Source organism: Nostoc sp., from assembly GCF_036917275.1.
Classification (GTDB): domain Bacteria; phylum Cyanobacteriota; class Cyanobacteriia; order Cyanobacteriales; family Nostocaceae; genus Nostoc.
Genome location: NZ_JBALDF010000055.1, coordinates 1 through 17,589 on the forward strand (window position 1 = coordinate 1; position 17,589 = coordinate 17,589).

The 17,589-nt window shown below is 40.7% G+C and carries 14 protein-coding genes and 1 pseudogene; 6 read left to right on the plus strand and 9 right to left on the minus strand.

Features of this window, described 5'->3' with window-relative positions:
* On the plus strand, positions 1-221 hold a 221-nt coding region (locus V7K35_RS19810), incomplete at its 5' end, for a hypothetical protein (protein ID WP_335080886.1).
* 130 nt (positions 222-351) lie between these two features.
* Here V7K35_RS19810 and V7K35_RS19815 read toward each other — a convergent pair.
* Entirely contained in the window at positions 352-690 is a 339-nt protein-coding gene (locus V7K35_RS19815) for a type II toxin-antitoxin system PemK/MazF family toxin (RefSeq protein ID WP_335080887.1), read from the minus strand.
* Entirely contained in the window at positions 677-901 is a 225-nt protein-coding gene (locus tag V7K35_RS19820) for a ribbon-helix-helix domain-containing protein (protein WP_096541670.1), read from the minus strand. Before V7K35_RS19820 ends, V7K35_RS19815 begins: the two co-directional genes overlap by 14 nt.
* A gap of 804 nt (positions 902-1,705) precedes the next feature.
* Between V7K35_RS19820 and purN the strand changes: the two genes are divergently transcribed.
* Positions 1,706-2,365 carry a phosphoribosylglycinamide formyltransferase gene (gene purN / locus V7K35_RS19825; protein WP_335080889.1) on the plus strand — a complete coding sequence of 220 codons (660 nt, stop codon included), beginning with the start codon at positions 1,706-1,708 and terminating at the stop codon, positions 2,363-2,365.
* Positions 2,366-2,371: 6 nt separating this feature from the next.
* Here purN and V7K35_RS19830 read toward each other — a convergent pair.
* From V7K35_RS19830 to V7K35_RS19860, 7 genes and pseudogenes are all read right to left on the minus strand, one after another.
* Positions 2,372-2,521 (minus strand): annotated as a pseudogene (locus V7K35_RS19830) (carboxyvinyl-carboxyphosphonate phosphorylmutase); the annotation flags it as partial.
* A 47-nt stretch (positions 2,522-2,568) separates the two neighbouring features.
* Positions 2,569-5,145: a GAF domain-containing protein gene (locus tag V7K35_RS19835; protein ID WP_335080890.1), complete on the minus strand. Its 2,577-nt coding sequence runs from the start codon at positions 5,143-5,145 to the stop codon at positions 2,569-2,571.
* 632 nt (positions 5,146-5,777) lie between these two features.
* Positions 5,778-6,374: a CPBP family intramembrane glutamic endopeptidase gene (locus V7K35_RS19840; RefSeq protein ID WP_335080891.1), complete on the minus strand. Its 597-nt coding sequence runs from the start codon at positions 6,372-6,374 to the stop codon at positions 5,778-5,780.
* A gap of 111 nt (positions 6,375-6,485) precedes the next feature.
* Positions 6,486-7,556, minus strand: a complete 1,071-nt coding sequence (locus tag V7K35_RS19845; protein ID WP_335080892.1) for a DUF3326 domain-containing protein — start codon at positions 7,554-7,556, stop codon at positions 6,486-6,488.
* A 255-nt stretch (positions 7,557-7,811) separates the two neighbouring features.
* Positions 7,812-8,000: a hypothetical protein gene (locus V7K35_RS19850; protein ID WP_335080893.1), complete on the minus strand. Its 189-nt coding sequence runs from the start codon at positions 7,998-8,000 to the stop codon at positions 7,812-7,814.
* A 443-nt stretch (positions 8,001-8,443) separates the two neighbouring features.
* Positions 8,444-8,764 carry a 2Fe-2S iron-sulfur cluster-binding protein gene (locus V7K35_RS19855; protein ID WP_335080894.1) on the minus strand — a complete coding sequence of 107 codons (321 nt, stop codon included), beginning with the start codon at positions 8,762-8,764 and terminating at the stop codon, positions 8,444-8,446.
* Between the two features lie 288 nt (positions 8,765-9,052).
* Entirely contained in the window at positions 9,053-9,763 is a 711-nt protein-coding gene (locus V7K35_RS19860) for a Uma2 family endonuclease (RefSeq protein WP_335080895.1), read from the minus strand.
* A gap of 1,058 nt (positions 9,764-10,821) precedes the next feature.
* On the opposite strand from V7K35_RS19860, the gene V7K35_RS19865 reads away from it, so the two are divergent.
* The 4 genes from V7K35_RS19865 to V7K35_RS19880 all read left to right on the plus strand — a co-directional run bounded on the left by V7K35_RS19865 (position 10,822) and on the right by V7K35_RS19880 (position 17,376).
* On the plus strand, positions 10,822-11,217 hold the full coding sequence (locus tag V7K35_RS19865) for a hypothetical protein (RefSeq protein WP_334797074.1): 396 nt from the start codon (positions 10,822-10,824) through the stop codon (positions 11,215-11,217).
* A 336-nt stretch (positions 11,218-11,553) separates the two neighbouring features.
* Entirely contained in the window at positions 11,554-12,462 is a 909-nt protein-coding gene (locus tag V7K35_RS19870; protein ID WP_335080897.1) for a DUF4351 domain-containing protein, read from the plus strand.
* Positions 12,463-12,823: 361 nt separating this feature from the next.
* A complete protein-coding gene (acnB, locus tag V7K35_RS19875; protein ID WP_335081193.1) occupies positions 12,824-15,484 on the plus strand; it encodes a bifunctional aconitate hydratase 2/2-methylisocitrate dehydratase in 2,661 nt (886 codons plus the stop codon).
* Between the two features lie 158 nt (positions 15,485-15,642).
* Positions 15,643-17,376, plus strand: coding sequence for a DUF262 domain-containing protein (locus V7K35_RS19880; protein ID WP_335080898.1), 1,734 nt, complete (start codon positions 15,643-15,645; stop codon positions 17,374-17,376).
* The last annotated feature ends 213 nt before the right edge of the window (positions 17,377-17,589 follow it).

Consider the following 17,589-nt stretch of genomic DNA (forward strand, 5'->3'; position numbering starts at 1 on the left):
GAGTACCTCAAAACGACTTTGGAGTACCTCAAAACGACTTTGAAGTACCTCAAAACGACTTTGGAGTACCTCAAAACGACTTTGGAGTACCTCAAAACGACTTTGAAGTACCTCAAAACGACTTTGGAGTACCTCAAAACGACTTTGGAGTACCTCAACATGACTTCGAGGTATCTGTATGCTGTGGAATAGCTGAACTTATGAGGCGATCGCTTGGGTAAGCTCTTGGTTCATAATTATCTCTACTTGGAGTCTTTGCTTAAACTAAGTTTTGCGCGTACTCGATCAAGCATGTATTTTCCCAGTTACTGCGTAGTTTACAGCCGTAAGCATCGCTATTTTTCTGCAAACTCAAACCAATCCCAAATGCAATTTTAACGCCGCATCAATTAGTACCATCATCTCTTCGTTTAAATTACCTAATACTTCACCAGTAATTCGTTGCTTAGAAATTGTTCGTACTTGCTGTGCCTGTACTTTAGAAGGCTTCGTTAAACCACTAATCTCTGGATTAAGCAGAACTTCAAAGGGATAAACACGGCTCACATTAGAAGTAAGCGGCAAAATTGTTACAGTGGGAGCAACACTATTACTTATATCATTACTAACAATTAGTACTGGACGACGTTTACCCATTTCTGAACCCATCACCGGACTAAGATTTGCGTAATAAATATCACCACGTTTCATCTGTTAAACCATCTGCCACTGTCACATCCCAATCGTTATCAACTTCAGCAGATGCTTCTCGGTAAGCTGCCTCTAATTCTCGGTTTCGCAGTAATTCTAATGCTTCTTCAATTACTTGAGAACGAGATTTACATCCTTTATTACGCTTGTAATTTTCGACAAACTCCACTAAAGAGGGTGGCAAGGAAATAGAGAGTTTTTCTACATTCATATTCCTACCATCTAGTAGCAAAAATAATTCCTACTAATATATTAGCTTAATCTCAAAGCCCAGCAGGTGCGTTCGCACTTTTCCACAGGTGATCGCTTGGGTAAGCTCTTGGCTCATAATTATCTCTATATAGCAATACGGTTCAGTTAGCGATAATTGTAGGTTGGGTTGAGGAACGAAACCCAAACAAGCCTTGATGACGTTGCGTTAGTTGAGAGCGCTGTTATTCCTTTATACCAAGTTTTAGAATATCACATACAGCATTTTGCATCTAAATGAAGTACATCCTTACCCCCCTTGTAAAGGGGGAAAATTCCCAATCTAGTTCCCTCCCCAATCTATCGGGGAGGGTTAGGGAGGGGTATTTTTGTACTTCATTAACTTGCAATCTGCTGTATATCAACCGGACTAGTTTTGTTTAAATTTTTACAGCAAAATTTACAGCTATTTTTAGGTAAATAGACTACGCGGTAGGGGCACAGGAATGCTGTGCCCTTACGACAGATGTGGTTCAAATTATATGAAAACTGTAATCAAGCGCAGGCGTAGCCCGTCGTAGACATCGCAACATGGAAGGAGACATCGCTAAATCAAAGGATGAAATTCTATCTATTTTAGGACTTACGCAAAAATTGCCAAAAAGCTTAATTTATCGAACCGCCAAGACGCCAAGAGCGCCGAGAATTCGTAGAGTGTGCGTAAGTCCTATATTTATGTGAGAAAAATCCAGGCCGCTACTGTATCGTTATCCAACCACGACTTAGTATATATTTTTGACATCTATAATTTTCCCTTTTAGCTGTTATGACCCTGTGCCCTGATTCTACCCTTAGCTTGGTTTCTCCCAGCATTAGCGATTGCCAACAAGTCGCCCGTCTAAAACTGGGAATTATGGCTTCTGGGAATGGCAGCAATTTTGATGTAGTTGCCCAAGCTATCCAAGATGGGCAGCTAAATGCCCAAATTCAAGTTTTAATTTATAATAACCCCTCGGCGAAAGCAGCCGTAAGAGCAGCCAATAGAGGTGTAGAAGCTGTTTTATTGAATCACCGCAACTATCAAAGTCGAGAAAAGTTTGATGAAAAAATTGTGCAGACATTGCACCACTACAATGTGGAATGGGTGATTTTGGCAGGTTGGATGCGACTGGTAACGTCAGTTTTCATTGATGCCTTTCCTGAGAGGATTATTAATATCCATCCAAGTTTGTTACCTAGTTTCAAAGGAATCCATGCCGTAGAACAAGCCTTGGCATCTGGGGTAAAAATCACTGGTTGTACAGCGCATATAACTTGTTTAGAAATGGACAGTGGGCCAATATTGATCCAAGCCGCAGTACCAGTATTACCGGACGATACAGCAGAAACACTCCACGCCAGGATTCAAATTCAGGAGCATCGGATTTTACCACAAGCGATCGCTCTGGCAGCCTCTTTGTCAAAAGGTACACTAAGCCTAACGTAAATTTTCAATTGACGAGAGAGGGAAAAACACAATTTTGAAGCCCAACTGTTGTAACTTTGCCACAGAAACTTCAGGAGTTTTACCACCTTCAACGATATTAGCTACTAGTGGCACATCTGGGAAAGCTGCGGCGATCGCTTTTAATTCTTCAATAGAATTCTCGCTGATAACTGCGGTACTTTTGCTACTCTCTCACAAAGCTATTAATTATTAGTTTCAGTAGCTTCATACGCTTGTAGGAGCCTAGCATGATCGAGAGTAAATCCTACTTGCATGGCTATCTGGGTAAATAAATCAATCTCAGGCTGTTGCCAATCACGGGGCCCAGAACACTGATGTGCAATTAACAAGCCAAATAGCTGCTCATCTTTGATAATGGGTGCTACTAAATTTGCTTTCACAGCAAAGGATTCAAGCAGGCTAATGTGACAATCAGCCAAATCGGACTCATAAATGTTGTTGATTGCGACAACCCGACCAGACTGGTACTTTTCTACATAGCCTTCAGTGAAACAGGAGTCGTGGATTTTAGACCGCAAAACTTTGGGATAACCTGGAACCACTGATTCAGCAATTATAATTCCCAACCAATTGGCGTAAAAGCTATAAACCAGTACTCGGTCAGTACTCAGGGCTTTGCGAACCTCTTCTACGGTAGTTTTGATTACATCCTCTTCATTGAGCGATTGGCGAATGCTGCGGGTAATATCCACTAGTAACTGACTTCGCATCCTTTCAGCTTCGATTCGTTGCAGCAGCCTAGCATGGTCGAGAGCAAATCCCACTTGTATAGCTATCTGGGCAAATAAATCAATCTCAGGTTGTTGCCAATCACGGGGTTTGGAGCATTGATGTGCAATCAATAAGCCAAATAGCTGTTCGTCCTTGAGAATGGGGGCTACTAAATTTGCTTTGACTGCAAAGGATTCGAGTAGGTTAATGTGACAATCAGCCAAACCCACTTCATAAATGTTGTTTATTGCCAGAACGCGACCAGACCGATACTGTTCTACATAACCTTCAACAAAACATGGGTCTTCAATTTCAGCTCGCAAAACTTTTGGGTAGGTGAGAACAACTGATTCGGCAATCACAGTTCCAGACCAATTAGCATTAAAGCTATAAACCAGTACTCGGTCAGTACCCAGTACTTTGCGAACCTCTTCTACAGTGGTTTTGATTACATCCTCTTCGTTGAGCGATTGGCGAATGCTGCCGATAGTATCCGCCAGAAACTGACTTTGCACACCTTCAGCTTCGACTCGTTGCAGGAGTCTTGCATGGTCGAGAGCAAATCCCACTTGCATCGCTATCTGGGCAAATAAATTAATCTCAGATTGTTGCCAATCACGATATCTGGAGCATTGATGTGCAATTAATAAGCCAAATAGCTGTTCATCTTTGAGAATGGGGGCAACCAAATTTGCTTTGACAGCAAAGGATTCGAGTTGGTTAATGTGACAATCAGTTAAATCGGTTTCATAAATGTTGTTTGTAGCTTGGACACGACCAGACTGATACTTTTCTACATAGCTCTGAGCAAAACATGGGTCTTGGATTTCAGCTCGCAAAACTTTGGGATAACCTGGAACCACTGATTCGGCAATCACAGTTCCAACCCAATTAGCATCAAAACTATAAACCAGTACTCGGTCAGTACTCAGTGCTTTGCGAACCTCATCAACAGTGCTTTTGAGCACATCCTCTTCGTTGAGCGATTGGCGAATGCTGCGGGTAATTTCGATAAATACCTCAGCTCTATCTGCCTTTGTATCTACCTGTTCTAGAAGCTTGGCGTAATCAAGGGCAAATCCCACTTGCATTCCTATCTGAGCAAACAAATCAATCTCAGACTGCTGCCAATAGCGAAGTCTAGAACACTGATGTGCAATCAATAAACCGTATAGCTGCTTGCCTTTGAGAATAGGTGCTACTAAATTAGATTTGACACCAAATTGCTCCAGCAACTCAATATCACCATCATTAAGATCGGCTTGATAGATATCATCAATAGCACGGATGCGACCATTCTGGTATTTTTCTATATACCCTGCCTCGAACCAAGGGTTAGAAATTGTAACCCCTAACATTTTCGGTAACCCAACTGCTACTGATTCCGCCATAAAGGTTCCATTAGTGTTGGATTTGAAGCAAAAGATGGTTACGCGATCAACGCTTAAAGCTTTACGAATTTCCTCTGATGTAGTTTTGAGAACATCTTCTTCATTGAATGATTCTCGAACCCAACGGGTAATTTTCATCAATAGTTGGGAGTAATCAGCTTCGGCTTCTTTCTGCTGTCCCAAAACCGAAAGCAACTCTGTGAATAAGTTGATGTTTCTCTCTAACATCACTAATTCATCTTCGCTAGCGATGAAAGTTTTAGTAAAGTCACTGTCTGGACGTAGCTTATTTTTGATAATATTAGAAGTTACAGCAGCCTTGCTAACTCGACTAATGGCTCGATTAGCCATAAAAGTTGCGATCGCACCTGCCAAAACTGCTGTTCCCCCCATAGCAGTTAACAAGAGTGACAGTTGTCCTTGTAGAGCAAGTTCAGTTTGTGTTGAACTTTTCAAACTCTCTTGTTTGACTTGCGGAATTTGTTTGGTAATTAAATTAATGCCGTAGTAGTAAGTAGCTGTTCCAATTGCAACCACAGGAAGGACACTGATGCTTAGTGCCCAAACTATTGCTTTAGTCTTTAAACTCCATTTTTGTTGCCACAGCTTTTGTTGACGATTTTGTCTTGCTTGGGTTTGAGAAAAAGACTGACTCATAAATGAAACCTGGATTGCTGCAATTCAGAATCAAGTAAATAACCTCACCACCAAATTCTACACAAAACTTCTTAAATAAGGACTGGCTTTCAGGAGTATTTTGAAACACTAACTTTTTACGCCATCCTTGATAAGACTTTTATTGGCTTTAACCTCAAAAAAATCTGGTCTAATTAACGGGCTTGTTAACAATAACATGGTGATCGCTTTGTTTTAATGTCTTATTTTCTCATCAGGTGTTGCGGTTTTTTGCAAGACAGTTAAACAATCTTTCTTTTTCAACAATAGTTATACAGAACTTATACAGAACTTATACAGAACTTATACAGAACTTATACAGAACTTATACAGACTTCTCACAGTTAGCCTCTCCCATAAGAAAGGGAAGGAATAATGCGAAAATAAGCCTTTAAGTCCTTGACAAAAGATAAGTTTAGTAGTGATTCCTTAGGTTTGCGTAGGCATTAAAAAAGAGGCTCTTGGATGGGATCTCTTAGCTGGGGGGAGAAGGGGACAAGGGGCTTTCTAGCAGGGAGAAAAGGAGAGAATTGTTTCCCCCTGCCCTCTGCTAGAAGTTTATGGTAATTGGCTTTAGCCTTGAGCGTTCGCGCTAATTTCTACAAGCTCAAAATTTATTTTTTAATTGCCGACAATTGCGACATTTTCCAGAAATAGCTAGAAATCCAATTGGTAATAATGTGAGCGACAATCGGCACTAATAAGTTGCCTGTGAGCAGGGCGCTATATGCCAATATCATCCCGACAATTGTTGCCCAAATCACATAAGGCCATTGTTGGGAACCGCTGAGATGCAAGATACCAAAGCACAGACTGGATAAAATTACAGCTGTAAGATCAGAGCCTAAAGCTGGCAGCATCACACCTCTAAATAATAATTCTTCACTCAACCCCGGTAGTAACCCCAGCCAAATTAAATCTGGTAAGGCTAAGGGTTTCAGTACCACTTCTAGGTAATAATCTGCACTTTTACGATAGGCAGTCCAAAGGCGATAAGTTAAGCCACTTAACGCGGTGATGACGAACCCTAACCCTACACCCAACAGCAGCTTTCTTTGGTTAAAGTCCCAAGAAAATAGGGAAAAGTTGCCCAAGTGCAACGAAACTTTGGCGACTATCAACAAAATGATTGCAGTCGCTCCCATCGCCCCAAGTATTTGGATGCGCGTCAGGTATGGAATTTCTGGCTCTTGTTTGTGTTGTTCAACCACGGGTTTTTAAGGGGAGTGGGGCATACTTCGACTGCGCTCAGTAACCAGGGGGAGCAGGGGGAGAAATAACTTATAATTTTTAACTCCTAACTCCTGTACAGACAGACGCGATTAATCGCGTCTCCTAACTACTGGCTGCAAAGGTAATAAATTGGGACAAAGAGCAGAGGGATTAATGCCTGCTTTGTGTGCTGCTAATACACCCACTGCTTCTAAATATGAGTTTACCTGTATAGTTTTGATTCCCAAGGGTTGGGGAGGAACTTTTATCAGAGTTTTATTTTCTTCTACTGTAATTATTTGGCATCGTTTTTGGCTTAAACTCAGTAAGGCACTGCTACCACAAGCAGTTGCAGGTACGATCGCAGCATCGACTTGATCTGCCCAAATATCTTCTGGCTCTGATGGGATCAGTCTTTTCTCTATTATAAATTGTGGAGCATGACTTAATCCTACAAGCACACAAGGCAAAAAGGTATAGCCCAATTCTTCGGCGGCGGAACGGGGAGATAAATCAGGTTGTGGAGGTTCGCTCAAAAGGGCAGGAGAATGGGCGCAAGGAATTTGAAAGGTTCGCACTAGTAAATGGCTAATTACAGCTTCTGCACCCGCTAAAGGATCGACGCCTTCGCCGTGGCGATATTTCTGTACTGCTTCCTCATCCATATTATCGGGGAAACGGGCAACAACTGCGATCGCTTCTGCCCCCGCTTTTTTAATTAATATCTCACCTGCTCGTAACAAACTATCTGGGTTGCCAATTGTTCCCCAACTAGCTCCCGATGCTGTAGTCCGTAATTCTACATTTAATGGTGCATCAGTAATTACATAATCTGTTAAAGTTAATCCCAAAGTTGCTCTAGCTGCATCTGCGGCTTGTATATGTCGTAGTCGCAACTCTGGCTCAATTGCTTGGTCTAAAAGCAAACCTACTTTGTTAGTGCGGACTGGACGCAAACCCCAGCATCCAGAAGCGAATTTGTCAAGCCCGTAACCTTCAACATAAAAAGCGTTTGGAAGATTCCAATACAAACTTGCGCCATTAAGGACATTGGGGTGAGTAATTAGGCGATCGCAAACCTGTGCTATAACTTTTGCAACAGGTAAAGCATCTCCGGCATAACCCCCAATGGCAGCCCCAACGCCAGTTGGCACAATTAAGATCGCAGTGTATGGACGCATATTGAGTTAGGAGTTAGGAGTTATGAGTTATGAATTAGAAGCCATCAAATCCTAACTTTTGTACAGACGCGATTAATCGCGTCTCTTCTCCTAACTATTACAGCAGATTGCGAGTTGGTGAGGTACAAAAATACCCCACCCTAACCCTCCCCGATATAAAGGGGAGAGAACTAGATTTATTTTTCCCCCCAATAAACAGGGAGATTAAGGGGGGTAATTCACAGCAGCCATAAGCAAGAGAAGGGTGTACTTCATTTACTTGCAAAGTGCTGTAACTGTCGTAACAACGGCTTCAACTGTAGCTTTTTGTTTATCAGCGTCCACAGAGGTAATTGCCCAACGCAGAGGTTCGCCTTGTTTCTTTAACTCTGTTTCAATAACTTCTAGCAACTCTGCGGGAGTTTCTTGTAAATCAATTTCTGCGGTAATAAAATGAGTTGTCATTTTGGTAAATCCTGTTGATTTGTAGTTTCTAGAATAGCTGATATCAGTTGCTATAAAATCCTTATGTTATTTATCGAACAGAATAGAGGCGTCAGTCGTCAGAATTCAGCAATGTTTTCTGATGATAAGAGCGGATGAATAATCGGGTTTAAAACCCCCACCAAATTTTCAATTTGGTGGTCTTCAATTCCTGCGCGGTCTTAATCCCTGACTGATTGATTCTGACTCCTGAATTCTGACTTCTGAATTCTTCTTCAAAAAGTACTTAGAGGATGTTTTAAAAGTATTGGGCGAATAGAATTTGCTACTACACAAACAAAGTCCACCTCCGTGGACTAAGAAAAAATTAAGGGTTTTTAACCTGCGGAGGCAGGTTTTGTCTGTGTAGCCGCAACTTTTAGTCGCCAGGGCTTTACAAACATTATCTGATAACTGCTCACAGATTATTTGCCTTTGCCAAATTGTAACTGATAAACTATGTCTTCCTTTTCTGTCTCAAGTTTCAAATCAGAAAGGGGTTTGGCAACACAAAGCAATACATAACCTTGCTTTTGTAAATCTGGACTAACGCCCATACCATCAGCTTGATCCACAGTCCCCTCGCTTATTTGACCGGCGCAAGTTGTGCAAACACCTGCATTACAAGAACTTGGCAGTTCCAAACCAGCAGCATCGGCAACTGATAAGATCGTCTTATCTTCGGTAACTTGCAAAGTATGAATTTTGCCTTGGTGATGAATTTCTACGGTGTAACTTTTGGGCATATACAAAGGAAGGTGATGCTACGGACAAATTTATTAGTTTATCTGAATTAGTTAAAAATATCTAGATGTTTCCATAAAAGTTTAGGTTAAATCCTGATATTATAGTCACTAATTTTGAACAATTTATAGACTAGTAACATTAATTACTATAATTAGAATTATTAGTGAAATTTACTATAAATATATATGCACGACCGCGTTTCCTTAGAGACTTGTAAACTGTAACACGCCCTAACGGGAAGTCAAAAGTCAAAAGTCAAAAGTTAAAAGTCAAAATTTATTTAATTTTTATAGAAGATCCGGGTCAATATTTAATTCTCGCAACTTAGCGGCTAAACGTTCCGCGCGTTGCTTCTCCTGTTCAGCACGCTGTCTTTCTTCGTCTGCACGCTGCTTTTCCTGCTCTGCTAATTCTTGCGGTGTCGGCACTAACTGCCCTTGTGCAGTAAAGTAGCGTAATTGATTATCCTGCACACCCAAATATAAATCTAACTGCTGACTCCATAACCAACCTTGGGGGTTCGGTTCTATTGGTTGGTAATGAGCGTCTACTAAATGAAACCCCACAAATTCTAAATCATTCGGGTCAAACCAAAAATACTCTGGTGTACGAAAGATATCTTGGTAGATTTGTTTTTTTAAGCCTTTGTCTGTAGCCTTTGTGGAAGGCGAAAGCAACTCGACAATGATATTCGGATATTTACCATCTTCTTGCCAAATCACCCAACTTTTACGCGGTTTTTTTTCGCATCCTAGCACCACAAAAAAGTCTGGGCCGCGAAATTCTTCTGATTTAAGCTGACGTTGGCTGTAATAAATTGTCAAATTTCCCGCCGCATAAAAGTCATTGCGGTTTTGCCACCACAATTCTAAGCATTGTAATAACAGAATAATTTGGCGTAGATGTAAATCACTTTCCAATGGTGGTTCGTCACTGTATATATCTCCTGATGGAAATATTATATCTTTTGCTGGTTCTAATTCTTGGGCAACTGACATAACTTCTTGGGGCTAGGGGTGAGATGTTCAGATGAACGGCTGCGGATGGATGCACAGATGTAATTACTATCATAATCTTGCTGATTTATATTTAGAACTTCCATAGTCTTAATTAAAGGTGATACCTACGCATTTTGATTGCTCAATCCAGAATGCGATGGTCTACGACCGACCGGAGGTCATCGCATTTTAAACAAAACATCCCAAAACTGGTTTTAATTTCCTTGTGTTCGGGAATTTCACGAGAGTTCTATAATAATCACAGAAGAATTAGTTAAATTTGCTTACTATAAATATGCGCGTAGGCATAGCCCACCGTAGGCATCGCGTTTCTTTAGAGACTGTATCTGTAAGTCTGCCTTTTGGCATTGGTTCGATGGCTTGGAAAGTTGCTTGAATCAGTTTTTCATGATAACTTGTACTTTTAGGCATCATCACTTGCTCTTATATCGCGCAAAGAGTCAAACCACTCAGAGAAAGGATTTATACCATTAACGCTTAAATAACTTCTGATCTCCTTTAGTGAAGCTTCCATATTGGAATCTTTTCAAGCTCTGCGATCGCTATAAATCAACAATATACACTATGTAGCAATGATTGCACTCACCAACGAACTTTGGTCATCAATGTTACAACATTAAGCCTTAAGGTTACAGCATTAAGCCTTAAAGTTACAACATTAACCCTTAAAGTTACAACATTAACCCTTAAAGCTAGAACATAAAGCCTTAAGGTTACAACATTAAGCCTTAAAGCTAGAACATTAAGCCTTAAGGTTACAACATTAAGGCTTAAAGTTAAAGCGATCGCAGTTGACTAGAAGTAAAGGTGCGATGTCTACGACGGGCTATGCCTACGCTTATGCAACAATATTGTAGTTTTCGTGCAACTTAAACATAATATTATTTTCTTGAAAATCAACCCTTGGTGATTAAAGACCGAGAAATTACGGACATAATTAAAATTTTTTATTTAAAAGACTGCGCTTTTTGCTGATCCAGCATATAGATTAATTGAGACAAAATAGGTCTGTAAAGCTTTAAAATCTGTATAAATCTATGTCTCGAAAAAAACGTAGTTCCCGGATTGTAGAAAAAGCTGAGTTTAGAGTTGCCGGACTGAAAGCTATCGATCAAAATATCAATTTTGATGATACTTATAATTTGCAAAACCTGACTCAATTAATAGAACAATTTCATAATACACTTGATCGTTATAACGCTGATATAGCTATGATTGACTCTTCTAAAACAAAGTTAGATGAGATGGAAAAAACATTAAATCAGGTTTCAGACAAAATGCTGACGTGGGTTGGTTGCAAGTATGGCAAAAACAGCAACGAATATGAACTTGCAGGCGGCGTTCGAGACAGCGAACGTATCCGTAAAAGCAGATTGACACGCTTGAAATCTAACACAGATAAAACATCAGATGAAAATGCAATAACCGCCTAATACCGCTACGCAAAAGTCAAAAGGCTTATATAATCTGCTTAGGACTTACGCACACTCTACAAATTCTTGGCGTTCTTGGCACGGCAGTTGCTTCAAGTCGGCAGAGCCGCCCAACGCACTGCCTCGTCTTGGCGGTTCGACAAATTAAGCTTTTGGGCGATTTTTGTGTGAGTTCTACTGCTTTTAACTTTTTTAGAATGATATCTGTGAAAATTAAAGGTGTCCAGATCCTCGACTTCTTTAAGAAATCGGGGATCTATTTAATTACGAATGATTCATGATTGCTATATAATAAGACTTTGCATTAACCCAGAACTTCCGCAATCTTAAAATTGAATGACCCGGTTTATACATGATAAATTTGCCAAAGACTATTTAGAAGAATTATTAAAAGATTACGGAGAAGTCAAAGCATCAGAAAAAGTCTCAGGGGAGATTAAAGAAATAGATGTTTTATTCACTCCTGATAAACAGCAAAGTTCTAATATACAAATACTGGGTTTGCTAGGAAGATTTGCCGAATGTCCTGCAATTATAGAACCATACCGCAATCCAGCTTCTACCGATGAAATATGCGACTGTATTCTCAAATTATTAGAAATCAAGGCTCTCTTACGACGAGAAGCAAAGGCCAATAAAACCAAACTTCAGGACTCAGAAATTACCAAATTGTGGGTTCTTACACCAACCATATCTGAAACTAGATTGTCTAGCTTTGGAACTATGCAAAAAGCAGGTTGGTTATCAGGAGTACATTTCCTACCAGATGCCTTGCGAACAGCAATTGTAGCGATACACCAACTACCCCAAACACCAGAGACATTATGGTTGAGGCTTTTAGGTAGGGGAAGTGTGCAGTCACAAGCGATTATCGAGTTACAAGGGTTACCATTAGATCATCCATACCAAAAAGCAACTCTTGAATTAGTTTACAACTTGCGCGAAAACTTGAGAGTAAACCAAGAATTAGAAGCAGATGATAGGGAGTTAATTATGCGATTAGAACCACTTTACCAAAGAGACAGAGAACAAGCCAAAGAAGAGGGAAGGCAAGAAGGAAGGCAAGAAGGAAAAGAAGACTTAATACTGCGTCTACTAAATCGCCGTATTGGTGAAATTGATGCATCATTAATCGGGCAAATTAAAAGTTTATCCATTGAACAATTAGAGAATTTAGGAGAGGCATTGCTAGATTTTTTTAGTGTTGCTGATTTAGAAACTTGGTTGAACCAACAATCAATCTAATTTATTATTACTACACCTGGCGACTAGAAGTCGCACGCCAGGTGCTTCTCCCAAGGGGAGACGCTGCGCGAACAAGTCGGGCATTGCCCGCCCAACGCACTGGCTTGGCTATACAGACGAAACCTACCTCCGTGGGTTAAAAATTCTTGATTTCCTCTTAGTCCACGGAGGTAGATTTTGTTTGTATAGTAACAAATTCTATTCGCCCAATACTTTTTAAACTTTCAGTATAAAAGAAACTTGCTAATAACCGATTACCAGTAAGGCTTTGATCATAAAAGTAAGCTAAAGTTTTATAGCCAAGTATTGACTAAAAATATTTCATAATTAAAGATAGAAAAGCCCAATGGAGAACATAAAAATGCTAGAACAATATCGTAAACACGTTGCCGAAAGAGCAGCACTCGGTATTCCCCCTTTACCATTGGATGCGAAACAAACCTCAGAATTATGTGAATTACTGAAAAATCCGCCAAAGGGTCAAGAGGAGATATTATTACATCTATTGAGCGATCGCGTTTCTCCTGGTGTTGATCCAGCAGCTTATGTCAAAGCTGGATTTCTCACCGCCATTGCCAAAAAGGAAATCACCAGTCCCTTGGTTTCACGCATAGAAGCCGTGCAATTGTTAGGGACGATGATAGGTGGTTACAACGTGCAATCTTTAATCGATTTGCTGCAATCGCCCACCGTATCCCTCTCAGACTCATCTGAAACGCCTCTGGTAATGGGTGGACAAGGAAAGGAACCCATCGCCGCTTATGCCGCCAACGCCTTAAGCAAAATCCTCTTAGTGTATGACGCTTACCACGATGTTTTGGAGTTGTCTAAAACCAATCCTTTCGCCAAGCGGGTGATTGACTCTTGGGCGGAAGCTGAGTGGTTTACGATTCGTACAACTGTACCAGAAGCTATCACTGTCACCGTTTTTAAAGTTCCTGGCGAAACCAATACCGACGATTTATCACCCGCCCAAAGCGCCACAACTCGCCCAGATATTCCCTTACACGCTTTAGTGATGTTAGAGTCACGGCAACCGGGAAGTTTGGCAACCATTGCCGAACTGAAGGAAAAAGGGCATCCTGTAGCTTACGTTGGGGATGTAGTTGGTACAGGTTCCTCGCGTAAATCTGCCATCAACTCCGTATTGTGGCACATGGGAAATAATATACCTTTTGTGCCAAACAAACGCGCTGGGGGTTATGTTTTAGGTAGTGCGATCGCGCCAATCTTCTTTAACACAGCAGAAGATGCCGGTGCTTTGCCTATTCAGTGCGATGTCACCAAACTAGAAACCGGCATGGTAATTACCATCCATCCCTACAAAGGCGAAATCACTAATGAAGCAGGCGAAGTCATTTCCACCTTCACCCTCAAACCTGACACCATCCTCGATGAAGTTCGCGCAGGTGGACGCATCCCCCTACTTATCGGACGTACCCTCACCGACAAAACTCGTCTTGCACTCGGTTTAGAACCCAGCACCGTTTTCACCCGTCCCCAGCAAGCCTTTGATACAGGTAAAGGCTACACCCTAGCCCAAAAAATGGTAGGTAAAGCTTGCGGATTACCTGGTGTGCGTCCCGGCACATCCTGCGAACCCATCATTACTACCGTTGGTTCCCAAGATACCACAGGCCCCATGACCCGCGACGAATTGAAAGAACTCGCCTGTCTTGGTTTCAGTGCAGACTTAGTTATCCAAAGTTTCTGCCACACTGCTGCTTATCCCAAACCAGTAGACATCAAAACTCATCACGAACTCCCCGATTTCTTTGCCTCCCGTGGCGGAGTCGCCCTCCGTCCCGGTGATGGTATCATCCACTCTTGGTTAAACCGGATGTTGTTACCCGACACCGTGGGAACTGGCGGCGACTCTCACACCCGCTTCCCCTTGGGTATTTCCTTCCCCGCCGGTTCTGGATTAGTAGCCTTTGCAGCAGCTTTGGGTGTCATGCCTTTAGATATGCCAGAGTCAGTATTGGTAAGATTTAAAGGTGAATTGCAACCAGGTGTCACCCTGCGGGATGTTGTAAATGCCATTCCCTACGTAGCAATTAAAAAGGGTTTGCTGACAGCAGAGAAGCAAAATAAGAAAAACGTTTTCTCCGGGCGAATTCTGGAAATAGAAGGTTTGCCAGATTTAAAAGTTGAACAAGCCTTTGAACTCACCGATGCTAGTGCCGAGCGTTCTTGTGCAGGATGTACAATTAAGCTGAGTGTAGAGACAATTTCTGAATATCTGCGTTCTAACGTAGCGCTGCTGAAAAATATGATTGCACGAGGCTATCATGATCCACGTACCATGTTGCGCCGTGTGGCAAACATGGAAGAATGGTTAGCAAATCCCGTGTTATTGTCAGGTGATGCCGATGCTGAGTATGCCGAAATAATTGAAATTGATTTAAACGAAATCAAAGAACCAATTGTAGCTGCTCCCAATGACCCCGATAATGTTAAGTTATTATCAGAAGTTGCTAATGATCCAGTGCAAGAAGTATTCGTTGGTTCATGTATGACGAATATTGGTCATTATCGGGCAACAGCGAAAGTTTTGGAAGGTGCAGGTGAAGTGAAAACTCGCCTGTGGATTTCACCACCAACGCGCATGGATGAACACCAACTTAAAGAAGAAGGTGTATACAGCATTTTTGGGGCTGCGGGTGCTAGAACAGAAATACCAGGATGCAGTTTGTGCATGGGTAATCAGGCGCGAGTTGCTGATGGAACAACAGTGTTTTCTACCTCTACCCGCAACTTCAATAATCGCATGGGTAAAGATGCGCGAGTCTATCTGGGTTCAGCAGAATTAGCCGCAGTTTGTGCGCTGCTGGGACGGCTTCCGACAGTGCAGGAATATTTGGATATTGTAGCGAGGAAAATTCATCCTTTTGCTGATGATTTGTATCGGTATTTGAACTTCGATCAAATCGTTGGTTTTGAGGATGAAGGGCGCGTAATTGCGTTGGAAGATATGCCAAGGCTTGAGGATATTTTGGGTATGCCTACGGCAGCGAGGTAGGTAATAACTGTTATTCTATGCCGACAGGCTTTAGCCTGGGGCGTTGCGAACTAAGCCCACAGGTGTGGGCTTTTTAATGCAAATCAATCACACGTAAGTCTTTGATAATCCAAAAATTTAGTTATTATCGTATATGATACATAAAGCAAATAACAAGTATGAAAGCATCAGAAACAAGTCTCCGTAACTTATTAGAAGGTGGTAAACAGTTTCAAATACCTCTTTTTCAACGACCATACTCTTGGAAAAAGGAGAACTGGGAGACTCTGTGGGAAGATTTGATAAGTCTCTATAATGATGATGAAAAAGGCTTTTATTTTCTTGGGCCTATAGTAACCCAAGCTGAACTAGGAACCGCTGACGGTATAAGTCGATATATTGTTATAGACGGACAACAACGTTTTACAACCCTTAGTATTCTCTTGGCAGCATTAAGAAATTATCTCAAGAAGTCGGATAAACAAATAGCAGAACAAATACATGAATTTTTTTTAATAAACAAGTATCAAAAGAATGATGATTTTTATAAAGTGCTGCCTACTCAGGATGACTGCGACGCATATAAAAGCATTATCGACAATAAGATACCTAAGGCTAAAAATAAAGAATCACAATCAGGAGCAATACATGAAGCTTATAAATTTTTTGATGGCAAGCTGAAAAAGCCTTTTGTAGATGAGGATGTTTTGTTAGACTTTGCAAAATTTAAAAATATTATTCTAGAGCGTTTAGTATTAGTAAATATTACTTCTGATAACAACGATAACCCATATCTTATTTTTGAAAGTTTAAATAATAAAGGAGAAGAATTAACCCAGGCAGACTTAGTTCGTAACTATATATTTATGAAGTTACCTTCTGAAGAAAGGGATGAAGTTTACAACAGCAAATGGTTGCCTCTTCAAGAAAGTTTTAAGTTAAACATGAAGCAAAAGGAATATGCAGAAGAACTAACTAAGGCATTTTGGTTTTATCTGCGAAAAGATGGAGAGGCAGTTAATGAAAAAGCCGTTTATAAATCAATTAAACAACGTTTTGATGAATCGGCTAAACGCTTTGAAAAACCTGAATTAGGTATCAAGGCTGAGTTACATAACCTTATAAAATTTACTAATTACTATCTACGTCTTAATTTTGATGAGGAAGAACAAGAACCAAAACTAAAGTATTGGTTTCATCGGTTAAAAAAATTGGATTTTACTACTTGTCATATATTTCTCCTGAATATTTATTATGAATATGAATCACAACGCTTATCTATTCAAGATTTTGAGAAAATTCTGCAATATTTAGAATCTTATTTTGTACGCCGTTGGATTGTTGGAATTCCTACTAGAGCTTTAGGCACAACCTTTAGCAATCTGTATAAGCAAGTAAAGGAAAAAAATCCTGAAGATTTAGTAAATGGATTACGCCAAGTTCTAATCAGCTTTGATAAAACTCAAATATTTCCTGACGACAATTTATTCTCTCAGCATATCATTAATGAACCTTTATATAATAGTAAAAGCTCGACAGCAAATGAACGCGTGAAGTTTTTATTAGAAAGTATAGAACAATCTTTAAGCAAGGAGCGTGTTGATACTCTGCCTATGAGCCTTGAGCATATTATGCCCCAAAAATACCCTTTACGTAAAGAATGGCAAGAAATGTTAGGCGCAGATTATAACAAGGCGCATAAGGAATGGCTTCACACTTTAGGTAATCTCACCCTAACACAATATAACTCTGAATTGTCTAACAAACCCTTTGAGGAAAAATTGAAAATTTTAAGGGCTAGTAATGTGACTTTGAATCAGTATTTCCGAAAGATAGATGTTTGGAATGAAGAGAAAATCAAAAGTCGTGCTGAATATTTAGCTAATATAGCGATAAAAGTATGGCCTCGATAAAAGAAATTGTATGCGATCGCACCTTCGCACTTCGCACACAGACCTAACCCCCCAACCCCCTTCCCTACGAGGGAAGGGGGAGAAATCTAGCTCCCCTCTCCGCTTGCCTAACGGCAGGCTGACGCCAACGGAGAGGGGCTGGGGGAGAGGTCAATCCATGCGATCGCGAGAAACTGTTAAAATCAAATTACCTGACACTAAAATTTTAACAGG

Coding starts and splice junctions, on each gene's coding strand:
- V7K35_RS19815 (WP_335080887.1), bottom strand. CDS start 690: ATGAAACGTGGTGATATTTATTACGCAAATCTTAGTCCGGTGATGGGT.
- V7K35_RS19820 (WP_096541670.1), bottom strand. CDS start 901: ATGAATGTAGAAAAACTCTCTATTTCCTTGCCACCCTCTTTAGTGGAG.
- purN (WP_335080889.1), top strand. CDS start 1,706: ATGACCCTGTGCCCTGATTCTACCCTTAGCTTGGTTTCTCCCAGCATT.
- V7K35_RS19835 (WP_335080890.1), bottom strand. CDS start 5,145: ATGAGTCAGTCTTTTTCTCAAACCCAAGCAAGACAAAATCGTCAACAA.
- V7K35_RS19845 (WP_335080892.1), bottom strand. CDS start 7,556: ATGCGTCCATACACTGCGATCTTAATTGTGCCAACTGGCGTTGGGGCT.
- V7K35_RS19850 (WP_335080893.1), bottom strand. CDS start 8,000: ATGACAACTCATTTTATTACCGCAGAAATTGATTTACAAGAAACTCCC.
- V7K35_RS19855 (WP_335080894.1), bottom strand. CDS start 8,764: ATGCCCAAAAGTTACACCGTAGAAATTCATCACCAAGGCAAAATTCAT.
- V7K35_RS19860 (WP_335080895.1), bottom strand. CDS start 9,763: ATGTCAGTTGCCCAAGAATTAGAACCAGCAAAAGATATAATATTTCCA.
- V7K35_RS19865 (WP_334797074.1), top strand. CDS start 10,822: ATGTCTCGAAAAAAACGTAGTTCCCGGATTGTAGAAAAAGCTGAGTTT.
- V7K35_RS19870 (WP_335080897.1), top strand. CDS start 11,554: ATGACCCGGTTTATACATGATAAATTTGCCAAAGACTATTTAGAAGAA.
- acnB (WP_335081193.1), top strand. CDS start 12,824: ATGCTAGAACAATATCGTAAACACGTTGCCGAAAGAGCAGCACTCGGT.
- V7K35_RS19880 (WP_335080898.1), top strand. CDS start 15,643: ATGAAAGCATCAGAAACAAGTCTCCGTAACTTATTAGAAGGTGGTAAA.